Genomic DNA, 24467 nt, shown 5'->3' on the forward strand with positions numbered 1-24467 from the left:
CGGCCGGGACTGCTGGAGGCGAAACAAGCCCGGCCCGCCAGAACTCGCCGGATTCATCCGGATGACTTCTTGACGGGCCCTCTGACTCAGGACGCAGGGGCGGCGGCTGGCGGGGGGTCGTCGTCCCAAGAGATCTCCAGTTCCGGCTCCGACAGCCGTAGGCCGATGTAGGCCTTTGCGTCGACCAGTACGCGGTCATGGTTCGCGGACGTCAAGACATCGTGACCGATGCCCAGACGAGTCATTACCGCCTCGATCCGTTGGCCAGCGAGTGCCCGAAACTGGAGGTCGGTGTCGCGAGGCTTGCTGTCGCCTAGCGGCATTTCCGGGTCGAGCACCGTGCGGAGGACGAAGTCGTAGTTCTTGCTATGGCCGACCACGAGCTCCTCAAGTTGCCTGATTCGCTGAGGATCAGGCTGGCGGCCGCTGTATTCCAGCGCAGCTTCGTAGTAACCCAGGGCGTCCGGGACGCCTCTGTCGATAAGGACTACGTCGGCATGCAGCCATGCCTCCAGCTCGTTGGAGATGCCGCGGGTCATGATCCACAGCGTGGAAGCCCAGGTGTGTTGATCGAGGATCGGCAGCCCTGCCTTCATGGCGTCGTAACCGAGGTCGGCGACGGTGGCGACCTCGATTCGGTTGCGCCGCAGTTCTTCTTGTAGTCGGGTCAGGAACGTGGTCTTGCCGGTGGAGTGAGTGCCCATCACCGCAACGGTGACCGGGCGGTCCACCTCGTTCGGTGTGCTCAAAACAATCCCTCCGGCTCCGGCGGTGTCAGGAACTCCGGCAGGCCGGCGGCCTGGACGACTGCGTCCCAATCGAGCTCGCCTTCGCGGACGAGGCGGCACAGGAGCTGCCATGCGGCCCAGGCGTCGTATCCGGCTCGGTGGTATTCCTGGTCGTCGTCGAGTCCGCGCATGTCCAACTGGGCATGTTCGATGAGCTTGTCGAGGGCGTAGCTCTTCAGGCCGGGCCATACCGCCTTGGCCAGGCGCAGGGTGTCGAGGACCATGAGGGGCTTCCAGTCGGGCAGGTGCGCCGTGAGCACCTTCTGCTCGACATTCGCGTTGTGCGCCACCAGGGTTCGCCCGAACATGACACGGCCGACGGCCGGGGACACGGTTTCCCATTCCGGGCAGTTGGCGACGTCGTTGTTGGTGATGCCGTGAACCTTGCGCGTCACGATCGGAGTAATCGGGTTCTTCGGCTTGATGAGCCAGGAGCGGGTCTCGTCCGGGCTGACTGCCGTGCCTGCCACCGGGATGATGGCGATCTCGATGATTTCCGGCGGATTCTGGCCGTTGCCTTCGACGTCCACGACGGCGATGTCGTGGCCGCGCAGGGCGGCGGGGATCTCCGTAAACGCGGTGGTCACAGCTTCTCCTTGGTCGCGGGCCAGCCGATATCGGCGCGGCCGTGATGATGCGGGATGTGCGGCCTATCGACGTCATGCACCTGGTAACCCAGGCCATGCTGCATCAAGTAGCGCGGCGGCTCGTTCAGCCCGGAGACCACGATCGCGCGCTCATTGATCTCGACGAGCTTGCCACCGAGCTGCCGAGCGAATTCGTCGACCTCCGCTTCATCCGGTCGCTTCCACGCTTCAGCGCAGCGTCGAATCTGTGCGACGGGGCAGATGTCGCACAGTTCGCGGATGCCGTAATGGCCGTTGTAGTCAGCGACTCCGTGAGCGTAGGTGACACCGCACGAGGTCTTGCGGAACAACGGAGAACCCGTGCCGTATTTCCCTGCGGCAGTGAGGATGCGGTGCTCGAGGTCCTCGGGAAAGATCTTGCGTCGCGGTCCCTCAAGATACGGTTCGGGTAGCCCATTCTCGCGGTAGTAGTCGCGGATTTCGCCCTTGAAGAACAGGCCGGTGAAGACGGTCGCGTGGGCGTGGTGGGTCAAAGCCAGCCCACGCTGCAGGTGTTCTTCGGAGTCGTTGAGGCCCGGGACGATAGGCCGCCAGTAGTGCACGACCCGATACCGGTCCGCGTGTTCGAACACGGTTCGCAGCGATGTCGCTGCGATCTGCGAGTCCACGGGCTCGATGCGTTCGTCGTCGATGCCGGAATTCGTGACCAGGATGGTCAGGCGAATGTTGTTGAAGCTGTTGAGGGTCGCGCAGTCCTCGGGGTCGATTCGCCAGCGCGTGATCACCAGCACGTGGTTGGTGAGTTTTTCGGTGTCGAGCAGCCGCAGCATCTCGAACAGGTGCGGCTTGACGCGCGGCAGCATCGGATCGGTGGCCCGATTCAGCAGCTGGATCGGCGTCACGTGGGGCCGGAAGTAGCGGTGGGTCAGTAACCGCACCACGGCCGCTTCCTCGTCGATGAGTCGCCGCGGCACCTTCATCTCGAAGTTGTGGAAGAAGTGACGCACGCAGTACGAGCAATCGAGCGGGCAGCCGATGATCCAATTGACGCTCAAGCCGGACTTGCGGTATTCGATGACGTCGGCCAGGGCCGGTTGCAGTTCAACCTGCTGCCGCCCGGTCAGGATCGGGAGCGGCCGTCCGATGACGAATTCTTCGATCGGACTGGTGGTCATCGCTGCACCCCGTTCATCTCGGGCAGCTCTCCGGTAGCACGTCGTGCGTAGGTCGCTTCTGGATCGACGGTGATCACGTCCACGACTTGCACGAGCTCCGCGGGAACTTTTCGGCCGTCGAAGTGCTGCGGCCCCGGAACGATGACCGCTTCGATCCCCAGGTTTCGAACGACATTGACCAGCCGCTGGATCGGCTGGTGCGTGTTTTCGCTGAATGCGACGGTCTTGCGAAGGTTGTAACCCAGCCTCGCTGCGAGACTTCGCATTCGAGTTTCATCCCATTGCTGCTGGTTTCCGCTGACGTGCTTTTGGAGATAGCCGAGCGCATCTGGTGTCGCCCTCATGGTCGCCCCTTGTTCGGTGGTTCGCGGGGCCGATCAGGTACGGGAGTACCGCTTTCGGCCCGTCCGGGTACCTCTTTCAGCGTTCCGGTTGTCTGAGGCGGTCAACAGCGCAAAACTGTAGGCAAATAAGCGGATCGGACTCGTATTGGGAGAGCCGACGAACGACCAATTCAAGGCATTTCGGCTCGCCAGGGGGCTTACACAGCCTGATCTCGCCGAGCTGGTGTGTGACTACGTCGAGCAGAGAACCGGCCATCGCCCTGGGGTGGACGCACAGGCGATCAGCCGCATCGAGTGCGGCGAGATTGCCTGGCCCAGACGTGCGACTCGTCAAGCCCTCGTGGCACTGTTGGGTAGCGAATCGGAAGCAGCCCTTGGTCTGTATCCGAAGCGGACCAAACGCGACGCGGACAAGGACGAAGCCACGAAACGCAGACATTTCCTCGCCGCCGCTGGCCTAGCCGCCCCCTTGCTGGGCAGCCAACCGCCGGCGCGCGTGGGAGCAGTAGACGTCGATCGGATGCGCCGGAAGTTTACCAAGCTCGAAGCGATGGACAGCGAGTACGGCGGCGGCGACACCTTCCACCTGTACTTCACCGAACTGGCGCGCACCGAACAGATCCTCCGCAGCTCCAACCGCCGACTCGCCACCGCCAACAGCCTCATCGAGCTGGCCGCCCAACAGGCCCAGCAGGCCGGTTGGGCGGCATTCGACGCAGGATTCACCGAGGTCGCGGTCGCTCTGTTCAACTACAGCCGCAGCGCCGCACGCGAAGTCGGCAGTCGCGCGCTCGAGGCCAACTCGCTCGTCCATATCGCCTATGCGACTGGAGAATCCGAGTCGATCGCCGCTGCGGATGCTGCATGCGTGACGCTCGGTCCGGGTGCTCCGGGCACGGCCGTCGCGCTGTTGCAATCACGGCGTGCGTGGTCCTTCGCCACGGTCGGCGACATGGAAGCTGCCGCCCGGGCGCTCGACATCGCGCGCGCCAGCCTGGACGACGAAGACGATGCGCCGAGCTGGTGTGCGTGGATGAATCACGCGGAGCTCGATATCATGGCCGGGCGCGTCTGGTCGGTACTGCACAAGCCGGAGCGGGCCATTCCACCACTCCGTCGGGCACTCGCGGCCTACCCGGACACGTGGGCGAGGGACAAAGCGCTGTACCTGACCTGGTTAGCCGATGCCTATTTCGACGCGGGCGACCCAAACCAAGCCATCGTAGCGACCGAGAAAGCATTCGCCCTCGCCCGCGAAGTTTCTTCTGTTCGCCCCCTGGCACGCGTGCGAGAAACTGCCCAGCGGGCGCTGGCGGTTGGCGCGGCCGAGGCCGGGGATCTCGCCCGTCGCGCCACGACCGCCCGCGCCCCTATTCCTTTGCAGCTGTGAACTTCTCGACCCAGTCGGCGTAGTGGTCGACAGCCCACTCAACCGGTGAGGCAATGATCTCGGGCCCGGCCGCCCACGGATGCAACTCCAGAATTCTGCTCACGAGTCGATCCCTCACGGCGGCCGACGTTTTCAGCGTCACGCGCCACTCTTGACCTTCGCCCAGCTGGTCGTCGTGCCAGAAGACCGACATCGCCGGGCCAGTGACCTCCGCACCGGCGGCGAGCCGTTCGGCCACCGCAGTACGCGCGATCTTCTGTGCGTCCTCCTCGGTCGGAGTAGTCGACGTAACGGACCACACCCTTGCTTCTGCCATGGGCCAAACACTAGGCCGTGGCGTGTGCTGGTGTCAGAGTTCCGTCTCTACGGCCTCCCGCCAGACGTCTATAACCGCAGCTCATGAATTCTCCAGATCGGATGTCGCAAATCGGGGGTCTGCGTGCAGTAGGGGGATGACCCCGAATAGATGGCTTCGCTCGGCAGGGCTACCGAGGAGCACACGGAAGCAAGCGGTACGGACTGCTGTCTGCCCTTCTGGAAGCGACTTGACAGACCCGCGCGGACGACGCGTTGATAGACCCCCGTTGCGTCAAACCGTTGCCGGTCGTGCCCGATTCTCAACGAGGAGCATTGATGGTCATGCGCTCAACACCACAGCGTCCCGAGCCACCGCAGACCGCAGTCGAGAGACCTCATTCGGATTCGGAGCCCGATGATGTCGATGTCGTGGTTCCAGCTCATCCACCGACACTTACTCCGCTCGCGGCTGCTCGACTGTTGCGGGTGATCCGCCAGGCAGCCAAGGCCAGCGCGCCTTCGAATGATCGGAGGGCCGCGTGACCACGACCCGATTCGCTTTCCTTGGGCGTGTCTCCACCGAGGATCAGCAGGACCCCGTCGCCTCGAAGAACTGGCAACTCGGGCGGGCGGAAGGTCTGGTCAGCCGCCACGGCGAGATCGTCGCGGAGTTCTTCGATATCGGGCAGAGCCGAGCAATTCCGTGGAAGCGGCGACCCGAAGCGGCTCGGCTTCTGGAACTCCTGAAATCGCCCAACCGCGGGTTCGATGCGGTTGTCATCGGCGAACCGCAGCGCGCCTTCTACGGCAATCAGTTCGGGCTCACCTTCCCGATCTTCGTTCACTACCGCGTGCCCCTGTGGGTCCCCGAAGTCGGCGGCCCGATCGACCCGGAATCTGAAGCCCACGACCTGATCATGTCGGTCTTCGGAGGCATGTCCAAGGGCGAACGCAACCGCATCAAGATCCGTGTCCGGGCGGCCATGGCCGCCCAGGCTCAGGTGGAAGGCCGTTACCTCGGAGGGCGCCCTCCGTACGGATATTGCCTCGAAGACGTTGGACCACACCCGAATCCAGGGAAAGCCGCCGACGGCAAACGCCTGCACAGGCTCACTCCCGATCCCATTACGGCACCGGTGGTTCAACAGATCTTCAGTGACTACCTTTCCGGGATCGGGATATTCGCCATCGCACAGCGCCTTACCGACGCTGGAATCCAGTGCCCCTCCGCTTACGACCGGAAACGCAACACGCATCGCGAAGGGCTGGCTTGGTCCAAGAGCGCAGTTCGCGCAATCCTGGGCAATCCTCGCTACACCGGACACGAGGTCTGGAACAAGCAGCGCAAGCAGGAGCTGCTCATCGATGTCGAGGACGTCGCGCTCGGCCATGCGACCCATCTGACGTGGAATTCCAAGCAGGACTGGGTGTTCTCCGACAAGCCCGCGCACCAGCCGCTGATCAGCAAAGATATTTTCGAGCAGGTCGCCCTCCGACTCGCCAGTCGCGGCCCGAATTCGACGGGGCGCACTACTGTGCGGCGCGAGCATCCATATGCCTACAAGGGCTTGCTGGTTCACGACAACTGCGGGCGCAGGATGCAGGGCAACTGGAACCACGGTAAGGCGCACTACCGATGCCGGTACCCGGCCGAATACGCGATCGCGAACAAGCTCGACCATCCGCTCACGGTCTACTTGCGCGAAGAGCAACTCGTCGGTCCGGTGGACCTCTGGCTGGCCGAGGTCTTCCACCCCGACCACATCGAGCACTCGCTCACTCAGCTCGAAGCCGCACAGACACAACGCAATATGCCCGCGCTGGATACGACTCGAGAGGTCCTACTCGAATGTGATCGGAAGCTGGCCCGCCACCGGGCCGCTCTCGAGGCCGGCGCCGACCCGGCCCTCATCGCCACATGGTCGCTCGAGGTTCAACGCGAGCGGGACGCAGCCGCAGCGCGAATCGCGGCGCTGGAAACACAATCGATCGTCGACTACCGAATGACCCGCGAGGAAATCCGCCAGCTCGTTGATTCATTGGGAGGTCTGGTAACGATCCTGAAACGCGCCGACCCGAACGACAAGCTCGAGGTGTACCGGCAGCTGGGCCTGAAACTGACCTATAACCACGAAACACGGGTGGTCGTGGCCGAAGCTTCTCCACGACCACCCGTGTGCGTAGTGTCTGTGTCCGGAGGGGGACTTGAACCCCCACGCCCTAATACGGGCACTAGCACCTCAAGCTAGCGCGTCTGCCATTCCGCCACCCGGACCGGTGATGCTGGACAAGATTAGCGGAGAGGTTGGGGGAAAGGGAAATCGGGGCTGGGCCAGGCGAAATGGGGTGCGCCGGGGGAGGTTTGGGGGGTCAGTGGAGGATGCCGAGGAGGTTGGCGTTCTTGATGGGGGTGTCCTTGTTGGCCTGGACTTGGCACAGGCTCTGGACGGCGGCCATGGAGAGGTCGACCTGGGTGCCGGGGGGCTCGTGGTCGGAGTTGGTTTGTTGCTTGATGAATTTGGTGATGGTGACGCGCTGGGTGTCGGCGTCCTGGGTGAGGTAGTCGCTGCACTTGGTGTCGCCGCCCTGGTTGAGGGCCTTCGCGACATCCGAGCAACCGGATAGCAGGGCTACGGCGAGCGCGGCGGCTGCGACGGCCGTCCAACGGGCGGTCTTCATCATGTGGTGCGTTCCTCGTGGCTCGTGCGCGGGCGGGGTGATGCCCATGCGATCGACCGCCACTGTAGATGGGCGCGACCGATCGGCAATCAGGGTCGAGCCCGGAGATTCGGCAGATTCGACTATGACCTGCATCACATTCGCGGTGAAGGTGATTGCAGGCGATGCGAATTGGCGTGCGGTGAAAACTCAGCGGGGGGATTCGGCGGCGCTGGCGGCGCGCCAGACGCGGGCTTCGCTGGCATTGCCGCGGCGGGTGAGAAGTTCGGCAAGGCCGGCCATGGCGCGAGCGTCGCCATGGGAGGCGGCGGTGCGCCACCAGTGTTCGGCCTCGCCGTAGTCGCCGCGGCGGTAGCGGACCACGCCGAGGTCGTAGGCCGCGGCTAGGTGCCCGAATTCGGCTGCCTGCGTCCACAGTTGGCAGGCCTGGTCCTCCTCGCCGCGGCTCTGCATGGCGACGCCCAGGTCGTAGAGGGCGTTCTGGTAGCGGCTGGCCTCGGTCGGCGGTTCGGGCGGGGGCGGGGTCACCGCGAGGGTCAGTTCCACGACCAGCTCCCCGAAATCGGGCGGGCCGACGCCGGTGCTGCAGTGCAACACGGTCATGGTGGGTTCGCGGGTGACGAGCATGCCGTAGTTGCCCGTCCAGGAGACCGTGGCCTCGCTGGCGTCGACCCACACGGGGGTCAGGGTGATGGCGGCGTCGGCCTCGGTCGGGCACACCTGGAGCTCGATACCGCCCGCCATGGCATCACTCCAGACGTCAACCCCCCTGAGTCGGCGGCCGTCCAGCAACACGTCGCCGCGATCCACGCCGAGCCCGATGCCGAGGCTGCGTACCCCGGGACGCGGGGCGGCCGTGCGCAGAGTCAGCGCGACCGTGGTGGGGGAGACGCCGATCACCTCCTGATGCAGGGGGTAGACCTGAGCTCCGTTCCAGGTCACGGGCTCTGCGCTGTCGTATCGGTCCGCCAGGGGTGGTTCGGTCGTGGCCGGCTCGGCGTACGAATACGACCCCTTCATCTGCCCCGCCTTCCGCCGGTGCTCAGTGATGTTCGCGCATACCGTAGTACCGATGCCGTCGGCTGCGTCCCGAATTTGCCAGCTACACCTTCCAGCAAACACCTGGTCATGTGACCGGTGTCCAAAGTGCCCTCGAACAGCCCTCGCGGTCCGCATTTCGCCGGTCACTTGACGTGTCGGCCACGTCCACGCGGTGTGTCGTACTTGCGCAACGGCCGCTGTCCTGTTGAATCGTCGGCGACGTACCAGCGAACGAGTGAAAGGTAAGGACATATGGCTCTGCCCACCATGACCCCCGAACAACGCTCCGAGGCGCTGGCCAAGGCCGCCGCTGTTCGAAAGGCGCGCTCGGAGATGATCGCTGAGGTCAAGAAGGGCTCACTGAGCCTGGGCGAACTCCTCAAGCGCGCCGACAAAGAGGACTTGGTCAAGAAGACGAAGGTGGCGGCAGTCATCAAGGCGCTCCCGGGCATCGGCCCGGTCAAGGCGGCCAAGCTGATGGACGAGGCCGAGATCCCCGCCGACCGTCGCATCGGCGGCCTGGGTTCCCGGCAGCGCGCCGCGCTGCTGGAGGCACTGAAGGCTTGAGATCGGGGGGTGGCCTGCCGGGTCGCGAACCGACCCGGCGGCAACCACTCCCACCGCCTCTTCCCGCGAGGTAAACCCGCAGGAAATCGGCCGATTTGGTCCAGGCGGTCCGATCCGATAACCTTGCTGAGCACCACCGGTCCGGGTGGCGGAATGGCAGACGCGCTAGCTTGAGGTGCTAGTGCCCGTATTAGGGCGTGGGGGTTCAAGTCCCCCTCCGGACACCACAAAGGCAGGATTTCCTTAACCAGGGAGTCCTGCCTTTTCTCGTTCCCTGGGTGCGCATTGCGTGCTGTCTGTTGTCGCGGCGCGAACCGTGTCGACCCTGCGCCACATCGCCAGGAAGATCAACGCAGCGACGAGCGAACCCGCCGACGCGAAAGAGGTCGCGCCGAGATAGACCACCCAGGAATCCTCACGGACCACGGCGGCGAGATTCTCCTGGGCCAGCGGACCGGTCCACACAATCACGCCGAGGGCGACGGTAGCCAGCGCCATGATCGACAGGTACATCGTGAGCAGGGTTGGGATGAGCTTGCGGCGACCCTCGTTTCGGACGAGCGATCCGCGCCGGGCCAGCCACCACGAGGCGAGGCAAGCCGCGGCGAGGGCGATGGCGTCGGCGCCGAGGGTATCGCTGAGCCGGTGCCATTTGGCGATCAAGGTGTTGTGCGCGATCCCGACCGCCCAGGTGGCCACCACGACCATGGCCGGCCCGCGCCAGCGGTAGGGCACCACGATCACGGTGGCGAACAACACCGTCATGGCGATCGCGGTATGCCCGCTGGGGAAGCTGTTGTGCGTGTAAGGCCCACTCACATCGACCAATTCGGGTCGAGGCAGCACGTAGCGCTTCAATATCTGCACCACGATCTGAGTACCCACGATCACGCCGACCGCCGCGACGGTGAGATCCAGGCGTCGGCGCAGCAATCCGATGAATGCGACCGCTGCCACCATGAAAGCCAGTGAGTAGACCGTGATCTGGTTCAGGATTCGGCTGGCTGCCTCGGCACTGCTGGCGTTTGCCTTATCGGCCCCGCGTAATGCGGCGTTCTCGAGCATTTGGCCGGGTACTGTCCAGACGGCCAGCACGTAGATGATCACGGCTATTGCCGCCGAGACCGCCGCGATCGCCATCCACCGATGCGGCACGACCGCTGGAAGCTGACTCGATATCGACTGTTCCACCGCGAACCCTCCTCGAAGAGAGCGATCCAACACGGCATAATTTTCCATTTCGCCGACCCGCACCGAATCGGCCGAACGGCCGATGGGATGCTGTGGTTCTCGACCGGATGGCCGATACCGTCGGCTACGTCGAAAGCTGATGATTGCGTAGGCACCGAACTCTGAGTGAACGTCTCGATCTCCATTCATCGGAAGGATCGAAAATGCGGATCACCAAGCTCGTCACTTTCGCAATGTCGATAGGGTCCGTCGCGTCGTTGACGGTGCTGGGCGGTGGTTCCGCCGCCGCGGGTACTCCGTTCGACTGGCCTACCGCCTGCACCGGGGGAACCCTCACGATCTACCGCTACCCGGCCTCGGGCAGCGCGGGCGCGGGTACCTCCGTGTACGGGGACCTCGGCACGTGTGACGGTATTCGATATCCCTCGGTGGACCTGAAGTACCCCGTCATCCCCACCGACCCCGGACCGCAACCGATCTCGTCGGGAACCATCAGCTTGCACGACCCGCTCTCCAGCGACACCGCCGCCGACCCCTACCAGAACTCCAACGACGTCTCCGGCGTCTGGGTCGAATCCCCGGTCGGCGTACCCACTTCCACCACCCTCACCGTCGGACGGCCCGGAACCACCCAGTTCGGCCTGACCATCGAGTCGACCGTGATCACCGATCCCGGCTCCGCATGGGGTGGTCTGGGCAAGATCCGGGTCGACCGAGCTGTCATCTTTTGATCTGCGGCGTGACGTATCACGTTCCCGAGACACGGCGGACCCGCTGGGTAGCGATCAGCGTCCTGTGGGTGCTGGTGCTGTTGTGGCTGGTCGACTGGATCAGCGTCTGGCCACCGATCACGGGCCGGCACAGCATTTGGGACTGGCTGCTGGTGATCTCCGGACCACTGTTCGCCGCCCTGGTCGTCGTGCCCGGCAGGCGGCTCGCGGTGGCATGGCGGGCGGGTCTGGCGGCGGCCGGCTCCTGGCTGCTGACGGTGGCGCTGGCCGTGTTTCCGGCTCACGACGCGCTCTGGTTGTGGGGGTTCATGGAAACCGGTGCGCTGCTGATCCTGTTGGGTGTCACCGCGCGTCGAGTGCAGCCGATGAGTCTTGCTGTCGCACTGTGCAGCGTGCTCGGCCTGGCGATCATCGCTCTGCCGCTGCGCGTCGCCGATCAGGTGGTCGTGGCCGCGATCTTCACGATCGTGATGGCCTGGTGTGTGGCGATCGCGCTGATCCTGGGCGGCTACGTGCGGTCGGCGGATATGCGCCGAGCGCAGACCGTGACGCGGGTGCAGCAGGCCGAGCGCCTCGAACTCGCCAGGGAACTCCATGATTTCGTCGCCCACCATGTCACCGGAATCGTCGTACAAGCGCAGGCCGCACGCACCATCCTGGCGACCGCGCCGCACCAGGTCGACGGCATCCTGAGCGCCATCGAGACCGCCGGAACGGAGACGCTCGATTCGATGCGCCGACTGGTGCGAGTGTTGCGGGAACAAGACCCGCGCACGGTGCGATCCGGTGAGCTGTACGCCGAATTGGCCGATCTGGTGGCCGATTTCGCGCGCGGCGGCGGTCCCGAGCCCACGGTCCGTGTCACGGGTGCGGCCAGGAAGGCGCGGCTGGCCCCGGAGGTCGAGGTGTCGGTGCATCGCGTGGTGCAGGAATCGCTGACCAATGTCCGACGGCACGCGCCCGGTGCGGCGCTGGTCACCGTCGGCATCGACGTCGCGAATGCGCTTTTGGCAGTGGAGGTGTGCAACAGCGCGCCCGCCCAGCGGGTGACGGTGCCGGTCGGCGGCCTCGGCGGGCTGGGTTTGGTCGGTCTGGCCGAACGCGTCCAGGCCGTCGAGGGGAGGTTCAGCGCCGGGCCGGCGGTCGATGGCGGCTGGCGGGTGCTGGCCCGCTTTCCGATACTCGACACGGTCGATGGATAGGTCGTGCGGCCGGGATCCGCTGCTCATGTGGCACGATCGGGTCTCGTGACCACCTCCGGTGCATCGGTGCCCGAGAGCGACCGCGTCGACTCCGCGTCGGCGATCCGAGTGCTTCTCGCCGACGATCAGGAACTGGTACGCAGCGGCTTCCGGCTGATCCTGCAGGTCCAACCCGATATCGAGGTCATCGCCGAGGTCGGCGATGGCCTGGCCTGCGTGGAGACCGCGCGGCGGCTGCGCCCGGACGTGTGCCTGGTGGATATCCGCATGCCCAAGCTCGACGGCCTCGAGGTGACCCGCGCGCTCGCTGGGCCCGGCGTCGTCGACCCGTTGCGGGTCGTGGTCGTGACCACCTTCGACCAGGACGACTACGTCTACGGCGCACTGCAGGGCGGCGCCTGCGGGTTCCTGCTCAAGGACGCGGGCCCGGGTCTGCTCGTGGAGGCGGTCCGGGCCGCGGCTCGCGGTGATGCGCTCGTCTCCCCGTCGGTGACCGTCCGGCTGCTGGAACGACTCGCCACGCCGGTCGCTCAGGAAACCGTCTGTCCCGCAACAGCTCTCACCGAACGGGAGCTGGAGGTCGTCGGACTCGTGGCCCAGGGATGCACCAATCAGGAGATCTGCGCAAAGCTGCATCTGTCGCTGGGCACCGTCAAAACCCACCTGGGCAATATCCAGGCCAAACTCGGCATGCGCAATCGCGTCGAAATCGCCGCCTGGGCCTGGCGGAACGGGCATCGAACCCAGCCCTGATCGGGCACATCCCCGTCGGACTTTCGGCCGATCCGTGCCGCGCGATTTCGGCCGAACAGTCGATATCCCAGCACCTTTCACTGAACGACGATGGCCGGGTACCGCACCACCAATACCCGAGCAAGTTCAGGAAAGGGACAGTCCGATGATGCGGAATGCGATCACAAAGGCGTGCGCGGGAATCGTTGTCGTCGCGATCCCCGCTTTCGTGGCCCTCGGCAGCGCGGGCACGGCGAATGCCGAGGCTCCCGACCCGGCCACCGCGGCCCAGCCGGTCGACGCCCCCGCGTCCAACCCGGTCGCCAGCGGCGCCCTCGAGGGTGCCGGGATCGGTGCGGCAACGGGTGCGGCCGGTGGTGCACTCGCGGGCCTGCCGTGCAGTGTGGCCGCCGGCGCGGTCGGCGGGGTGGCGGGTGCGGCGGCCGGAGCGGCCGCGGGTACCGCCGTGGGCCTGGCGACTGCTGGACTGGCCCTGCCCCTCACCCTTCCGGCCGGAGTCGTCCTCGGCGGCTTGGCCGGTGCGGGCCTCGGCGTCGCCGCGTGTGAGACCCTTCCGGTCGTCACCGGAGCCGGTGTCGGCGCCGCCCTCGGCGCGGCGGGCGGGGCAGCCGCGGGAGCGATCGACCCGAGCGCGGTCCCCGACCTCGTTCACTGAAGGCGCAGTACCGATCGGCAGGAGGGTCCGCCCACTCCGGGGCTGGACCCTCATGCCATATGTCCGGAGGGACGCCGGCTCCTGCCGTATGTCACGAGAACTCCTGGGCAGTCGGATTCACGAGGCCGTTCTCCAGGCCGCAGGATTCGGGGCAGCGCAGGACCTGCTCGGGGCGGGTGTCGTCGCGGTAGACGGTGATGCCCTTGACGCCCGCCTGCCATGCCTGTCGGAAGACCTCGCGCATCGTGGCCACGTCGGCGGTGGCGGGCAGGTTGATGGTCTTCGCGACGGCGGCGTCAGTGTGGCGCTGAACGGCGGCCTGCATGCGGATATGCCAGCGAGGGTCTATCTCATGGGCCGTCACGAAGCTGCGGCGCAGTGACTCGGGAAGACCGGCGCAGTCGGAAACCGTTCCGGAGGCCGATATTTCGGCCTCCAAGGTCGGTGACCAGGCACCGTGCGCCCTGGCTCGCTCGCGCAGCAGCGGCTCGAAGTGGTCGAAATCGCGGCCCAGCACGTGCCGGGTGTAGGCGATTGCGTAGAACGGTTCGATACCCGCCGAGGTGCCCGCGATCAGGGAGATGGTGCCGGTCGGCGCGATCGAGGTGACCTGGGCGTTGCGCATGGGCGCGGACGTGACCCAGCGGCTGTGCGGATACAGCGGAAACGGTCCCCGTTCGGCCGCGAGCTCCCGGGAGGCCGCGTGCGCCCACCGCGAGATGCGGGCCATGAGTCCGGAGACGTAGCGCACCGCGGCGGGGGAGTCATAGGGAAGCCCCAGGGCCGCAAGCATTTCCGCGACGCCCATGACGCCGAGACCGATCTTGCGTGTGGCACGGGCGGCCTCGGCGAGGGCGGGTACGGGGTGAACCGACACGTCGAGCACGTCGTCGAGGAAACGGACGCCCAGGCGCACCACCTCGGCCAGCCTGACCTCGTCGAGACCGTCGCCGTCGAGGAAGCGCGCCAGATTCACCGATCCGAGCGTGCAGGACTCGAAAGCCGACAACGGCACCTCGCCGCACGGATTGGTCGCCTGCAACCGGCCCAGCTCGGGGACCGGGTTCGCGCGATTCACGGTGTCGAGGAACAGCAGGCCGGGTTCGCCTGTGCGCCAGGCGTTCTCGGCGATCTGGGCGAACAGCTCACGCGCCGGGAGCTCGCGCACCAGCCGGCCGGTAGCCGGATCGATCAGCCGATGGGATCGGCCCTGCGCGGCGGCGTGCAGGAAATCGTCGGTGACTCCGACCGACAGATTGAAGGTCGGCAGCGCCCCGGTATCGGATTTGGCGCGTAGGAACTCCTCGATATCGGGGTGGTGGACGTCGAGCACCGCCATGTTCGCGCCGCGGCGGCGGCCGCCGAGCCGGATCACCTGTGAGGCGGCGTCATAGAGTTCGATGAACGAGACCGGCCCGCTGGCGACCCCGCCGCCGGAGGTCGCGGATCCGCGCCGACGCAGCCGGGAGAACGAGAATCCGGTGCCCGCCCCGGCGCGGTGCAGCAGCGCCGTGGTGCGCAGGGTGTCGAAGATCGATTCGAGCGAATCCTCGATCGGCAGTACATAACAGCCCGACAGCACACCCAGACTCGTCCCGGCGTTCATGAGAGTCGGTGAGTTGGGCAGGAATTCGCGGGCTCGTAGAACCGTGGCGAATCGCTCGGCGTAGCCGTGTGAGGCGCCGGGCCGGTAGTCGTCCTCGGCGTGGGCGACGGCGACCGCCACCCGGTCCATCATCTGGCCCGGGGTCTCGCGGAGGCTGCCGGAGTCGTCGCGGAGCAGATAGCGTTCGGACAGGACCGCGAGGGCGACCGGAGACAATCCGAGATCGTCGATCACGTCGCCCCCGGGACGTACCGCGGTCGCGCTCTCGGTTGTATCGGGGTCCATGCAGCCAGCGTTCGCCGCGGCATTTCGCGGCGGTAGAGGACTTCGGCCACCGCCGTGTCGACCAGTGTCAGCCGCGTCGGGTCTACCGCGGGCCATTGGTACCGGCCGCCGAGGGCGATCGCCTCTGCCACCACGAATCGGGCGTGTCGCACAGTGATTCGGAATGCTCGCGGCGCACCTGCCGTGGGCAACCGTGGTAGGGAGGGGTCGCCCATGCCTCCGGAACGGACGGTCGCGGTCGAGGCGCGGCAGTTGGTGAAGCGCTATCGCGGTGTGGCCGTGGTGGACGAGGTCGGCTTCGAGGTCGCCCACGGCGAGGTCTTCGGCCTGCTCGGGCCCAACGGCGCGGGCAAGACCACGACCATCGAGATCGTGCAGGGTCTGCGCCGCGCCGATGCGGGCAGCGTCCGCGTGCTCGGGCTGGATCCGATCGCCGATATCGCCCGATTGCGCGACCGCATCGGCAGCCAGTTGCAGAACTCGGCGCTGCCCGATCGGTTGCGGGTGTGGGAGGCCCTGGATCTGTTCTCCGCCATGTCCGGTCGTTCCGGCGACTGGCGGCCGCTGCTCGAGCAGTGGGGCCTGGCCGAGCAGCGCGACACCCCCTTCGCGCAACTGTCGGGCGGACAGCGGCAGCGCCTGTTCGTGGCGCTGGCCCTGCGCAGCGCACCCGAGGTGGTGTTCCTCGACGAGATGACCACTGGGTTGGATCCGGCCGCGCGCCGCATCGCCTGGGACATGGTGCGCGCGGTAGCCGACCGCGGTACGACCGTGGTGCTGGTGACCCACTTCATGGATGAGGCCGAGCACCTGTGCGACCGGGTGGCGGTGCTGAGGGCGGGACGCCTCGCGGCGGTCGGCACACCGGACGAGCTGGTGCAGCGCTACGCGCCGCGGATGCGGGTGCAGTTCCGTTCCCACGACGCAGACCTGGGCTGGCTGGAGTCCATTCCAGGATTGGAGCAGGTGCATCGCAGTGACGGCGCGGTCGAGCTCGTGGGCGTCGATCCCATGCTGGTGCGCACCTGCGCGGAGCTGGTGCGGCGCGGCTGCGACACTCGCGGGCTGCGGGTGCGCCAGGCCGACCTCGAAGACGCCTTCCTGGCGATCACGGGCACCCGGGCGGGGGAGAGCTGAGTCATGCGCCTGTTCGTCAAACTCACCTGGGTCGAGCTCAAGCTCTTCGTGCGCGAGCCGCTGAATCTCGTGTTCACCCTGGGCTTTCCGGCGCTGGTGGTGTGGATCCTGGGCGCGGCGTTCGGCAATGTCCCGGATCCGAAGACCGACGCTTTCCGGGGCATCGGCGCGATGGACTACTACGTGCCCGGCTATGTCGGCCTGGCCATCGCCTCGGTGGGGTTGATCGGTATCCCGGTGCATCTGGCCGGATATCGGGAACGTGGCGTGCTGCGCCGTTTCCGCGCCTCGGGTCTGCCCGCCTGGACACTGCTGGCGGCGCAGGTCGTGGTCACCGTGGTGCTGGCCGCGGTCGGCAGCGTCGCGCTGATCACGGTCGGGGTCCTCGCCTACGACGTGCACGCGCCCAGGGACCCGCTCGCGGCCCTGCTGGCATTTCTGTTGTGCGCGTTGAGCTTCGCCGCGATCGGGGTGTTGCTCGCCGCGGTGCTGCCGACCGCCCGCGCGGCGCAGGGCATCGGCGTGATCGCGTTCTTCGTCATGATGTTCCTCGCCGGAACCGATGGTCCCCGTGCGCTTTTCGGTCACACGCTGCGCCGGATCGGCGATGTGCTGCCGCTCACCCATGTCGTGACCGTGTTGCAGGACGCGTGGGTGGGTTTCCCGGTCAATCTTGCCGCACTGCTGACCGTGGTCGCGTTCCTGGTCGTTTCGGCCCTGCTGTCGGTCCGGCTGCTGCGCTGGGACTGATCGGGGACCACCCCACTGTCGATAGTGAAAATCGAGGACCGGAGTCGGAGTCATGGCGATACTCACCCGTCATTCGCCACGTGTCGGGGGCGAGTCCGAGAATCGGCGGCGAGTCCTCACCGCCGCTGTGATCGCCGGGGCGGGCGTCGCCTATGCGCTGTGGGTGGTGGAATTCCTTCTGCCGACGCGGCTTTCGCTGATCTCCGGTTTCGTCAGTGAGCACTATGTGGTGTCGCAGCCCTACCACTGGCTTTTCCGTGGCGGGGACGTCGTCTCGGGTGTCCTCTACCTGGTGGCGGCCGGTCTGGTGGCCGCGCGGTGGTGCTCGGGTGATCGGCTCGTGGCTGGTATGGCCGTAGCGACCGCGTTGTTCGGTGCGGCGACCGTTGCCGACGCGGTGTTCGTGCCGGACTGTCTCACCACGGTCGATCCCGTCTGCGAGCGAAGGGAATTCGCCGCGCAGGTGTCCTGGCATCACCTCGCGCATCTGGGATCGAGCGTGGTTTCGCAGCTTGCCGCCATCGTCGCGGTGCTCGCGCTCGAGCGTCTGGCCACGCGGTCGGGATCCCGCCTCGATCGGATGGCTGCCCGGACGGGGCTGATCGTGGTGGTCGCCGCCGGGTTGGCTTGTGTCGCCGGTTATCCCTTCGGGTGGGTCGGCGTCCCGCAACGGGTTCAGTTGGTGACGTTCAGCTTGATCACGCTCGGCGTGGCCTGGCGAATCGGCTCGGCCGCTGGTGGCGAGATCCTCGCCGGTCGAGGACGAAGGGCCCTGCCGGTCCGTGGCGCCGATTGTGACGATGAATCATGACCTCCGATATCGATGCCCGTCGGCCCGCCGAACCGGTGCTGGCCTGCACGGGGCTGACAAAGGATTTCGGCGCGGGTCGTGGTGTTTTCGACCTGGACCTGACCGTCGGCCGCGGCGAGACGTTCGGTTTCATCGGTCCCAACGGTGCCGGGAAGACGACCACGATTCGGCTGCTCATGGACCTCGCCCGCCCCGATCGGGGGCATGCGACGATCTTCGGGCTCGACGCCCACGCCGACAGCGTGGAGATCAAACGCAAGATCGGTTACCTGCCCGGTGAACTGGTCCAGTGGCCGCGGGTCAGCGCGAGCTACGTGATCGGCATGCTTGCGGGCCTGCGCGGCGGCGTGGACGAGGACTACATTCACGCGCTTGCCGATCGGCTGCGATTGGACCTGGGCCGCCGTTACGAGGAGTTGTCGCACGGCAACAAGCAGAAGGTCGGCCTGATCCAGGCGTTCATGCACCGGCCCGAGTTGCTGATCCTGGACGAGCCGACGCTGGGACTGGATCCCTTGATGCAGCGCGTCTTTCACGAACTGCTGCAGGAGGCCGTGGCGGGTGGCGCGTCCGTACTGCTGTCCTCGCATGTGCTCTCGGAAGTCGAATCGATCTGTGACCGTGTCGGTTTGATACGCGACGGCCGGGTCTGGAAGGTCGGTTCGCTGAACGAGTTGCGGGTCAAGCGGATTCATCGGGTCGCGGCGATCGTGTCCGAGACCTTGGATCCGGCGCGGCTGCTGGATGTGCCCGGTGTCGCTGATCCGCGGGTCGCCGGTCGCCGGCTCACCTGTTCGGTGCAGGGGTCGATCGGACCACTGCTGGATGTCTTGGCCGCGGCCGGTGTGGTCGAGCTGGACAGCCACGAGTTGTCGCTCGAGGAGGTGTTCCTGCATGAGTTCGAAACCACGCCCGAGCCTGCGGCTGGCCGCTGACACCGTACGCGGCCACCGGCGCGGCATACTCGGCTGGATCCTGGGCAGCGCGGTCGCGATGACGGCGATCGGTGCCGGATTCCGCAGCGAGACAGAACGTTTCACCGGTGGTCCCAAGGGCATGGCCGACAGCATGGAGGCCGGGGTGCAGGCCATGCGGCTGCTGCGCTGGCCCGGGGACCGGCTCGACACCCTCGGCGGCTACCTGACCTATCACAATGTCACGCTGCTGGTGTTGTTCCTGACTCTCTACGCGGCGGTCCAGGGTGCCACCGCGGTGCGCGGGGCCGAGGCCGGTCGTTCGGTCGAGGTGATACTGGCGACCGGACGGACCCGCGAGCAGGTGGTGCGTGACCGTGCCCTCGGATTCGCGACGGTGCTGGCGCTGATCGGTGTCGGAGTCGGCGCCGGGCTGGCAATGGCGATGGCGGTCGGGGGCGACTCCGACCCGGTCGGTTCGTTCGCGATCGCATTCGCCGCGGCGGCATGCGCTTTCGTCGGCTACGGCCTCGGCGCGGTCCTCGCGCAACTCGGCGTGACCGCACGCTCGGCAAGCGCGCTCTCGGCACTGATCGTGGTGGCGCTGTACCTCTACACCAATGTGTGGGACCGGTTCGGGCCGTTGTCGATCCTGCGGTTCGTCTCGCCCTTCTATTACTTCACCCGCTGCCGCGGCTTGGTTCCCGGCGCGGGCTTCGACACGATGTCGTTCGTCGGCCTGCCGGTAGCGGCCGCGCTGCTGATCGGCGTCGCGGCCAGGTTGTTCGGACGCCGCGATGTCGGCAGCCCACTGTGGTCGCCCCGTCTCCGCCACACGAAACCCCTGGCGCGCGTACAGCATCCAGCACTGAACCGGCTGTGGTCGGCGACCTTGCTGCGAGAGCGCACCGGCCTGGCGGTGTGGTCAGCCTCCGCAGCCGCCGCACTCGGGCTGATGGCCTGGCTGGAGCCCGAAGTGATCGACATGTGGGACAAGTTCGACATCACCCGGCGGATGCTCCAGGTCGACCCCGGCTTCAGCGCAGGCAGCCAATACCTGGGCTTCGTCTCGGAACTCACCGCCCCCATCGCCGCGGCATACGTCGTCACCCAGGCCGCATCCTGGGTCGGCGATCGCGAACAGGGCCGCCTGGCACTGCTGCTCTCGACTCCGTTGTCCTGGACCGCGCTGATCGGGCAGCGCTTGACCACCGTGCTCGCCGGAACAGTAGTGATCATCGCCTCCGCCCTCGCCGGGTTGCTGATCGGCGCGACGGTGGTCGACGTCGGTCTCGATGCCGCCGGAACCGCCCGAATCGCTGCCAGCGCACTCCTACTGGCCGCCGGACTCGGCGCGGTCGCATCCTGGCTGGTGATCTGGATTCCCCGTTTCGCCGTCTCGGCACTGGCAATCGTGCTCGGCCTCTCCTACCTGCTCACACTCCTGGTCCCAATGTTCGCCTGGCCCTCCTGGATCACCAAGCTGTCCCTCTTCGGCGCCACCGGCCACCCCTACCTCCAAACCCCTTCCCCAGGCGGATTGCTCTTCCTGTCAGCGCTGGCGGTAGCCGGATTCCTATGCGCCACCGTTAGCGCAGCACGCGCCAGGGCGATCGCCTGATCACGCGGCGGTTCGTCCGATATCGTCGCGCGTGCCCGCGCTAGTCGTGGGGTCGTTCGGCCGCCGGGAAACGGGTGGCAGGCGAGGTGTTCTCGACCGCAGCGGTGATGTCGTCGGTCCAGGCCGTGATCGCGGCCCAATCGCGGAGGTCACCGAAGGGGCACCCGAACAGTCGGACCAGCAGTCGGGTTCGCAGGTCGGGCGGACGCGGAACGACGCCGGCGAACGCGCGATATCCACGACTGCCGGCCATGGTTCGGCATTCGGTGACAGCGGGTGGGGTGATGCGCTTGAAGACCGCACCCACCGGTCCACGTAGTGCGGGTCCCATACCGATACTGAACAGCCAGCTCGGACGTTGCTTCAAGCTCGCGGCGTAGCGCCGGACGTAGTCGGCGAATCCGGGCAGGAACTGTCCATTGTGGATTGCGCTGCCCAGGACGACGGCCTCGTACGACCCGGGGTCGGGTGCGCGGTCGACGGGTTCGACACGCACGTGTAATTGCTTGTCACGCATACGTTGCGCCATGAACTCGGCGATCTGGGCGGTCGAGCCCGCCGCGGAGGCGTAGACGATGAGCACCGTGTGCTGAGCACGGTCGTCGTTGTCGAAGGTCATACCCTGACCCTCCGCTCCCCGCGGCCCGTGATGCAGGGTCGTCAGGCCCCTTGCCCAGCCGACGTTGGTCCTCGGGGTCACAGCGAACGTTCACGGACGATCCGGGCGATGTCCAGTCCGCGCACGCGGCGCAGTGCGGGCAGTTGCACGGCGACCGCCGCGGTGAGCACTGCGATGGCGACGAACATCGGGGTGAGCGAGCGCATCGCGAGCTCGAGATGGGCGCCCTGGTTCTCGTAGGTGGACAGCAGCCAGCGGGCGAGCAGGATCCCGCAACCCACCCCGACGGGTATGCCGATCACCGCGAGGAGGAGGTTCTCGACGGCTATCAGGCGTGAGAGCATTCCCGATCCCATGCCGGCGGCGCGCAGCGCGCCCAGTTCACCGAGCCGCTCACCGATATTGGCCGACATCGCGTTGAACAGCAGCGCGGCCGCCATGACGATCGCGAAGGCCAGCATGATGCCGACCAGGGTGTCGTACATGGCGAACGCCTGCCGCATCGAGGAGGCGAGGGTGGCGGTGGAAAGGTAGGCGACCGCACCGGGAACGGCGGTGAGCCGATCGGAGACGGCACGCTCGTCGGTGACCCCGGGCCGCAGCCGCACCAGCACACCCGTGTCCGGTACCGGCCCGATCGACTGCCGTAGGTAATCCGACGACATGTAGACGACCGGCGACAGCGGCTCGTCGACGAATCCCGCCACCGGCGCCGAGATGTGCTGCCCCGTCGAGGTTTCGGCGACATCGACGGTGTCGCCGACCGCCAACCCCAGCGTGTCGCGCAGTCCGGAGCCGAGCAGCAACCCATTGCCGGACAACTGATTCGAACCGGACTTCGCGGTGAACCGATGCATCTGCGTGGTGGGCGGCAGGCTGATCACCAGGGTGTCGTAGTGCCGCCCTCCTGCCGAGAGCACGACCTCGTAGCGGCCGACGGGCTCGGCCGCGGCGACATCGGGGTCCTGCCGGACCCGGGCCAGAACGGCGTCGGCGGCGCCGGGTGCGGTCGCGATCTCCGCGTCCTGCAGCGTGATTCGATCGTACTGCCGATCGATGAGGGTGGTGACGGTGTCGCGCAGTCCGGCGAACACCATTACCAGACTGACCGAGACCGCCACGCCCGTCACCGTGAAGATGGCACGCCGGCGGTTGCGCAGCACGGCGCGCGCCGTCATACGCCAGCGTGCGGGCGCGTGTTTCAGCGGTGGTACGAGGCGTTCCACGACGCTGCGTCCCGTGTGCCCGGCGGGCGGTGTGACGCGCATGGCCTCGGCCGGACGCATGCGGGCGGCGGCGCGCGCAGGCGCCCATGCGGCGATCGCGGCGGCGGCGAGGGCCGCCGCCGTGGCGATCACCAGGGTGAGGGGATGCAGCGCGCTCACGTGCAGTGGCAGTCCGAGGGCCCGGGTATACCGGGTGGTGATCCAGCCGCCCAGCAGATATCCCGCGGCGAGGCCGGGCACGATCCCGAGCAGCGCACAGGCCAGGCCGTATCCGAGATAGTGCCGGCGCAGGCGAGCGGGCGAGAAGCCGTTGGCCACCAGGGTTCCGATCACAGCGCGCTGGGCCGCCACCACCCGCGACAGCAACACGTAGGTGCCGAGCACCGCGGCGGCCAGGAACAGCCAGGGCAGCAGGTTGGCGAAGGTCCCGAACGCGCTCACGTCGTCCTGGAGGGCCCGATACGACGGCTGTTGATCGCGCGGAACAAGCTGCAGACCATGCTCTCTCGCGAGCCGCTCGGCAGCCTGGACGAGTTGCCCGGCCGCGGCGCGATCCTTCGCGTACACCGCGACCTGCTCGACCGGGTCGGGCAGCTTCCCGACCAGATCGCTGTCGGGAAGGAACACCACCCCGAAGTGCTCGGGCGTGGTCATGATCTCCTGGCTGGAGCGGGCCGGCCAGAAGTACTCCGCCGACAGGGCCGACCCGGAGACCGGCATCGCCTGCCAGCCGGACGCCGTCAGCAATTCGATGCTCTCTCCCGGCCGCAGGTCATAGTGGTCGGCCAGATGCTGCTCGACCACGACCCGACCCGCTGACGGCAGTGCCCCCGATCGCACGGCGAGCTTGGCGACGCCGGGCTGTGCCGCCTCCGGTACGCCGATCGCGCGACCCAGAAACGCCCGCCCGTGCACGCGGATGCCGACCTCGCTCTGGTGGCGAACCTCGACCTCCGGTTCGCCGGGCAGCCGGGCGAGCGCCGAACTCAGTTCGGCGGCACCGGGTCCGGAGATGGTCGCATCGGGCAACTTCTGCTCGTCATAGGCGCGGGCGAAGGACCGGTCCAGGTTGTGGTAGGCGTCCGAGGCCGCGACGAAGGCCGCCACACCGATCGCCAGGATCGCGGCGACGGCCAGGAACTGCCAGCGCTGACGCCACAGATCCCGGCGCAATTTGCGCAGCAGCGCCCGGCTCACCACTGCAACTCCGATGCCTCGACCGGATGCGCCACGCTCTGGGAACGACTGATCGCGCCCGAACGCAGCCAGACCACCCGGTCGGCCATGCGGGCGATCTCGGAATTGTGGGTCACCAGCAGCACCGTGTGATGGCCTTCCCGCGCGAGCTCGCGCAACACGCCCAGCACCTGCCGGCCGGTGGCGAGATCGAGGCTGCCGGTGGGTTCGTCGCACAACAGCAGTGGCGGTTCCTTCACGATCGCGCGCGCGATGGCGACCCGCTGCTGCTGCCCGCCCGACAGCTGTCCGGGAAACCGATCGCCGACATCCCCGACTCCGACGAGACCGAGCGCGCGGCGGCTGCGGGCGGTGGCGTCCGGCCCGGTCAGCTCCGCCATGATCTCGACGTTCTCCAATGCGGTCAGGGTCGGGACGAGATTGAAGAACTGGAACACGAACCCGACGCGGTCGCGCCGGAACACGGTGCGCTGCTTGCCCTTCAGCCCGCCGATGGCCAGGCCCGCGACCTCGATGACACCTTCGGAAGGTTCCTCGATCCCGCCCGCCAGGTTCAGCAGCGTGGTCTTCCCCGACCCCGACGGACCCAGCAGAACCACGAACTCGCCCGGCCGCACCTCGAGGTCCACATCGTGCAACGCAACCACCCGCCCGGGCCCGGAACCATAAGTCTTCCCGACCCCCGACATCCGCAACGCGGGAGCGCCCGACGAAGCGGCGGCCTCGGCAGCGGTCAGGGGATCGACATCGGCACGTCGGTTCATCACCTCAGAGTCGTTGCCCGACACCGCCGCCTGAAGTGCCACTGGTCATGAATGGCGGTGCCATTGGGCGTTCGGGACTTGTGTGCGACATGCGAAGTGGTCCCGTCACCTCCGAGCACGCCGGGGATGGACCTGTG

Annotated in this window: 23 protein-coding genes, 2 tRNA genes and 1 pseudogene; 13 read left to right on the plus strand and 13 right to left on the minus strand. The window is 67.0% G+C overall.

All coding sequences use genetic code 11. From position 1 onward, the window contains the following. Window positions 1-86 precede the first annotated feature (86 nt). From GPX89_RS34655 to GPX89_RS34670, 4 genes are read right to left on the minus strand one after another with little or no spacing between them, the layout of a single operon-like run. Complete coding sequence (locus GPX89_RS34655) at window positions 87-749, minus strand: AAA family ATPase (RefSeq protein WP_157391973.1); 663 nt, start codon at window positions 747-749, stop codon at window positions 87-89. Then, the gene (locus GPX89_RS34660) at window positions 746-1375 is read right to left on the minus strand and encodes a 3'-5' exonuclease (RefSeq protein WP_157391974.1); all 630 of its coding nucleotides are present in this window, start codon (window positions 1373-1375) and stop codon (window positions 746-748) included. Before GPX89_RS34660 ends, GPX89_RS34655 begins: the two co-directional genes overlap by 4 nt. Beyond that, on the minus strand, window positions 1372-2550 hold the full coding sequence (locus tag GPX89_RS34665; protein WP_235948804.1) for a radical SAM protein: 1179 nt from the start codon (window positions 2548-2550) through the stop codon (window positions 1372-1374). Before GPX89_RS34665 ends, GPX89_RS34660 begins: the two co-directional genes overlap by 4 nt. Beyond that, entirely contained in the window at window positions 2547-2894 is a 348-nt protein-coding gene (locus GPX89_RS34670; RefSeq protein ID WP_157391975.1) for a hypothetical protein, read from the minus strand. The genes GPX89_RS34665 and GPX89_RS34670 overlap by 4 nt, the downstream gene beginning before the upstream one ends. A gap of 145 nt (window positions 2895-3039) precedes the next feature. Between GPX89_RS34670 and GPX89_RS34675 the strand changes: the two genes are divergently transcribed. Beyond that, complete coding sequence (locus GPX89_RS34675) at window positions 3040-4284, plus strand: helix-turn-helix domain-containing protein (RefSeq protein WP_157391976.1); 1245 nt, start codon at window positions 3040-3042, stop codon at window positions 4282-4284. On the opposite strand, the gene cutA is transcribed toward GPX89_RS34675, so the two are convergent. After that, on the minus strand, window positions 4265-4600 hold the full coding sequence (gene cutA, locus GPX89_RS34680) for a divalent-cation tolerance protein CutA (RefSeq protein WP_157391977.1): 336 nt from the start codon (window positions 4598-4600) through the stop codon (window positions 4265-4267). The genes GPX89_RS34675 and cutA overlap by 20 nt on opposite strands. 520 nt (window positions 4601-5120) lie before the next feature. Here cutA and GPX89_RS45055 point away from each other — a divergent pair. Further along, window positions 5121-6026 (plus strand): annotated as a pseudogene (locus GPX89_RS45055) (recombinase family protein); the annotation flags it as partial. A gap of 745 nt (window positions 6027-6771) precedes the next feature. On the opposite strand, the gene GPX89_RS34690 reads toward GPX89_RS45055, so the two are convergent. The 3 genes from GPX89_RS34690 to GPX89_RS34700 all read right to left on the minus strand — a co-directional run bounded on the left by GPX89_RS34690 (window position 6772) and on the right by GPX89_RS34700 (window position 8280). After that, a tRNA-Leu gene (locus tag GPX89_RS34690) sits at window positions 6772-6856 on the minus strand. 95 nt (window positions 6857-6951) lie between these two features. Then, window positions 6952-7263, minus strand: a complete 312-nt coding sequence (locus GPX89_RS34695; protein WP_157391978.1) for a hypothetical protein — start codon at window positions 7261-7263, stop codon at window positions 6952-6954. A 186-nt stretch (window positions 7264-7449) separates the two neighbouring features. Beyond that, on the minus strand, window positions 7450-8280 hold the full coding sequence (locus GPX89_RS34700; protein ID WP_157391979.1) for an SEL1-like repeat protein: 831 nt from the start codon (window positions 8278-8280) through the stop codon (window positions 7450-7452). 273 nt (window positions 8281-8553) lie between these two features. Between GPX89_RS34700 and mihF the strand changes: the two genes are divergently transcribed. After that, on the plus strand, window positions 8554-8868 hold the full coding sequence (gene mihF, locus GPX89_RS34705; RefSeq protein ID WP_157391980.1) for an integration host factor, actinobacterial type: 315 nt from the start codon (window positions 8554-8556) through the stop codon (window positions 8866-8868). Between the two features lie 139 nt (window positions 8869-9007). Continuing rightward, window positions 9008-9095, plus strand: a tRNA-Leu gene (locus tag GPX89_RS34710). 16 nt (window positions 9096-9111) lie between these two features. Here GPX89_RS34710 and GPX89_RS34715 read toward each other — a convergent pair. Then, the gene (locus GPX89_RS34715) at window positions 9112-10059 is read right to left on the minus strand and encodes a phosphatase PAP2 family protein (RefSeq protein WP_328602640.1); all 948 of its coding nucleotides are present in this window, start codon (window positions 10057-10059) and stop codon (window positions 9112-9114) included. 203 nt (window positions 10060-10262) lie between these two features. Between GPX89_RS34715 and GPX89_RS34720 the strand changes: the two genes are divergently transcribed. The 4 genes from GPX89_RS34720 to GPX89_RS34735 all read left to right on the plus strand — a co-directional run bounded on the left by GPX89_RS34720 (window position 10263) and on the right by GPX89_RS34735 (window position 13400). Beyond that, complete coding sequence (locus GPX89_RS34720; protein WP_157391982.1) at window positions 10263-10790, plus strand: hypothetical protein; 528 nt, start codon at window positions 10263-10265, stop codon at window positions 10788-10790. A gap of 8 nt (window positions 10791-10798) precedes the next feature. Next, the gene (locus GPX89_RS46070) at window positions 10799-11992 is read left to right on the plus strand and encodes a sensor histidine kinase (RefSeq protein WP_157391983.1); all 1194 of its coding nucleotides are present in this window, start codon (window positions 10799-10801) and stop codon (window positions 11990-11992) included. 45 nt (window positions 11993-12037) lie between these two features. Further along, window positions 12038-12745 carry a response regulator transcription factor gene (locus GPX89_RS34730; protein ID WP_328602641.1) on the plus strand — a complete coding sequence of 236 codons (708 nt, stop codon included), beginning with the start codon at window positions 12038-12040 and terminating at the stop codon, window positions 12743-12745. Between the two features lie 148 nt (window positions 12746-12893). Next, complete coding sequence (locus tag GPX89_RS34735) at window positions 12894-13400, plus strand: hypothetical protein (protein WP_157391984.1); 507 nt, start codon at window positions 12894-12896, stop codon at window positions 13398-13400. Window positions 13401-13491: 91 nt separating this feature from the next. Here the strand turns inward: GPX89_RS34735 and GPX89_RS34740 are convergent, their stop codons facing one another. Continuing rightward, a complete protein-coding gene (locus GPX89_RS34740; protein WP_235948807.1) occupies window positions 13492-15291 on the minus strand; it encodes an adenosylcobalamin-dependent ribonucleoside-diphosphate reductase in 1800 nt (599 codons plus the stop codon). A 213-nt stretch (window positions 15292-15504) separates the two neighbouring features. Here GPX89_RS34740 and GPX89_RS34745 point away from each other — a divergent pair, with 213 nt between their 5' ends. From GPX89_RS34745 to GPX89_RS34765, 5 genes are read left to right on the plus strand one after another with little or no spacing between them, the layout of a single operon-like run. Next, window positions 15505-16428: an ABC transporter ATP-binding protein gene (locus GPX89_RS34745; protein WP_157391986.1), complete on the plus strand. Its 924-nt coding sequence runs from the start codon at window positions 15505-15507 to the stop codon at window positions 16426-16428. Window positions 16429-16431: 3 nt separating this feature from the next. Next, window positions 16432-17178, plus strand: coding sequence for an ABC transporter permease (locus GPX89_RS34750; protein WP_157391987.1), 747 nt, complete (start codon window positions 16432-16434; stop codon window positions 17176-17178). Between the two features lie 52 nt (window positions 17179-17230). After that, window positions 17231-17989 (plus strand): DUF998 domain-containing protein, encoded by a 759-nt coding sequence (locus GPX89_RS34755; protein WP_157391988.1) that lies wholly within the window; start codon window positions 17231-17233, stop codon window positions 17987-17989. Beyond that, complete coding sequence (locus GPX89_RS34760; RefSeq protein WP_157391989.1) at window positions 17986-18924, plus strand: ABC transporter ATP-binding protein; 939 nt, start codon at window positions 17986-17988, stop codon at window positions 18922-18924. The genes GPX89_RS34755 and GPX89_RS34760 overlap by 4 nt, the downstream gene beginning before the upstream one ends. After that, window positions 18884-20524: an ABC transporter permease subunit gene (locus tag GPX89_RS34765; protein WP_157391990.1), complete on the plus strand. Its 1641-nt coding sequence runs from the start codon at window positions 18884-18886 to the stop codon at window positions 20522-20524. The genes GPX89_RS34760 and GPX89_RS34765 overlap by 41 nt, the downstream gene beginning before the upstream one ends. A gap of 40 nt (window positions 20525-20564) precedes the next feature. On the opposite strand, the gene GPX89_RS34770 is transcribed toward GPX89_RS34765, so the two are convergent. The 3 genes from GPX89_RS34770 to GPX89_RS34780 all read right to left on the minus strand — a co-directional run bounded on the left by GPX89_RS34770 (window position 20565) and on the right by GPX89_RS34780 (window position 24330). Further along, window positions 20565-21143 (minus strand): flavodoxin domain-containing protein, encoded by a 579-nt coding sequence (locus GPX89_RS34770; protein ID WP_157391991.1) that lies wholly within the window; start codon window positions 21141-21143, stop codon window positions 20565-20567. Between the two features lie 77 nt (window positions 21144-21220). Next, window positions 21221-23566 carry an ABC transporter permease gene (locus GPX89_RS34775; protein WP_157391992.1) on the minus strand — a complete coding sequence of 782 codons (2346 nt, stop codon included), beginning with the start codon at window positions 23564-23566 and terminating at the stop codon, window positions 21221-21223. Further along, window positions 23563-24330, minus strand: a complete 768-nt coding sequence (locus GPX89_RS34780) for an ABC transporter ATP-binding protein (RefSeq protein ID WP_157391993.1) — start codon at window positions 24328-24330, stop codon at window positions 23563-23565. Before GPX89_RS34780 ends, GPX89_RS34775 begins: the two co-directional genes overlap by 4 nt. Window positions 24331-24467: the final 137 nt, after the last annotated feature.

It is taken from the genome of Nocardia terrae (genome assembly GCF_009760405.1).
Lineage (GTDB): Bacteria > Actinomycetota > Actinomycetes > Mycobacteriales > Mycobacteriaceae > Nocardia > Nocardia terrae.

Excerpts from the sequence above, each read along its gene's own strand:
- GPX89_RS34665 (WP_235948804.1), bottom strand. The coding sequence starts at position 2,550 with ATGACCACCAGTCCGATCGAAGAATTCGTCATCGGACGGCCGCTCCCG.
- GPX89_RS34670 (WP_157391975.1), bottom strand. The coding sequence starts at position 2,894 with ATGAGGGCGACACCAGATGCGCTCGGCTATCTCCAAAAGCACGTCAGC.
- cutA (WP_157391977.1), bottom strand. The coding sequence starts at position 4,600 with ATGGCAGAAGCAAGGGTGTGGTCCGTTACGTCGACTACTCCGACCGAG.
- GPX89_RS34695 (WP_157391978.1), bottom strand. The coding sequence starts at position 7,263 with ATGATGAAGACCGCCCGTTGGACGGCCGTCGCAGCCGCCGCGCTCGCC.
- GPX89_RS34700 (WP_157391979.1), bottom strand. The coding sequence starts at position 8,280 with ATGAAGGGGTCGTATTCGTACGCCGAGCCGGCCACGACCGAACCACCC.
- mihF (WP_157391980.1), top strand. The coding sequence starts at position 8,554 with ATGGCTCTGCCCACCATGACCCCCGAACAACGCTCCGAGGCGCTGGCC.
- GPX89_RS34720 (WP_157391982.1), top strand. The coding sequence starts at position 10,263 with ATGCGGATCACCAAGCTCGTCACTTTCGCAATGTCGATAGGGTCCGTC.
- GPX89_RS34735 (WP_157391984.1), top strand. The coding sequence starts at position 12,894 with ATGCGGAATGCGATCACAAAGGCGTGCGCGGGAATCGTTGTCGTCGCG.
- GPX89_RS34740 (WP_235948807.1), bottom strand. The coding sequence starts at position 15,291 with ATGGACCCCGATACAACCGAGAGCGCGACCGCGGTACGTCCCGGGGGC.
- GPX89_RS34745 (WP_157391986.1), top strand. The coding sequence starts at position 15,505 with ATGCCTCCGGAACGGACGGTCGCGGTCGAGGCGCGGCAGTTGGTGAAG.
- GPX89_RS34750 (WP_157391987.1), top strand. The coding sequence starts at position 16,432 with ATGCGCCTGTTCGTCAAACTCACCTGGGTCGAGCTCAAGCTCTTCGTG.
- GPX89_RS34755 (WP_157391988.1), top strand. The coding sequence starts at position 17,231 with ATGGCGATACTCACCCGTCATTCGCCACGTGTCGGGGGCGAGTCCGAG.
- GPX89_RS34760 (WP_157391989.1), top strand. The coding sequence starts at position 17,986 with ATGACCTCCGATATCGATGCCCGTCGGCCCGCCGAACCGGTGCTGGCC.
- GPX89_RS34765 (WP_157391990.1), top strand. The coding sequence starts at position 18,884 with ATGAGTTCGAAACCACGCCCGAGCCTGCGGCTGGCCGCTGACACCGTA.
- GPX89_RS34770 (WP_157391991.1), bottom strand. The coding sequence starts at position 21,143 with ATGACCTTCGACAACGACGACCGTGCTCAGCACACGGTGCTCATCGTC.
- GPX89_RS34780 (WP_157391993.1), bottom strand. The coding sequence starts at position 24,330 with ATGAACCGACGTGCCGATGTCGATCCCCTGACCGCTGCCGAGGCCGCC.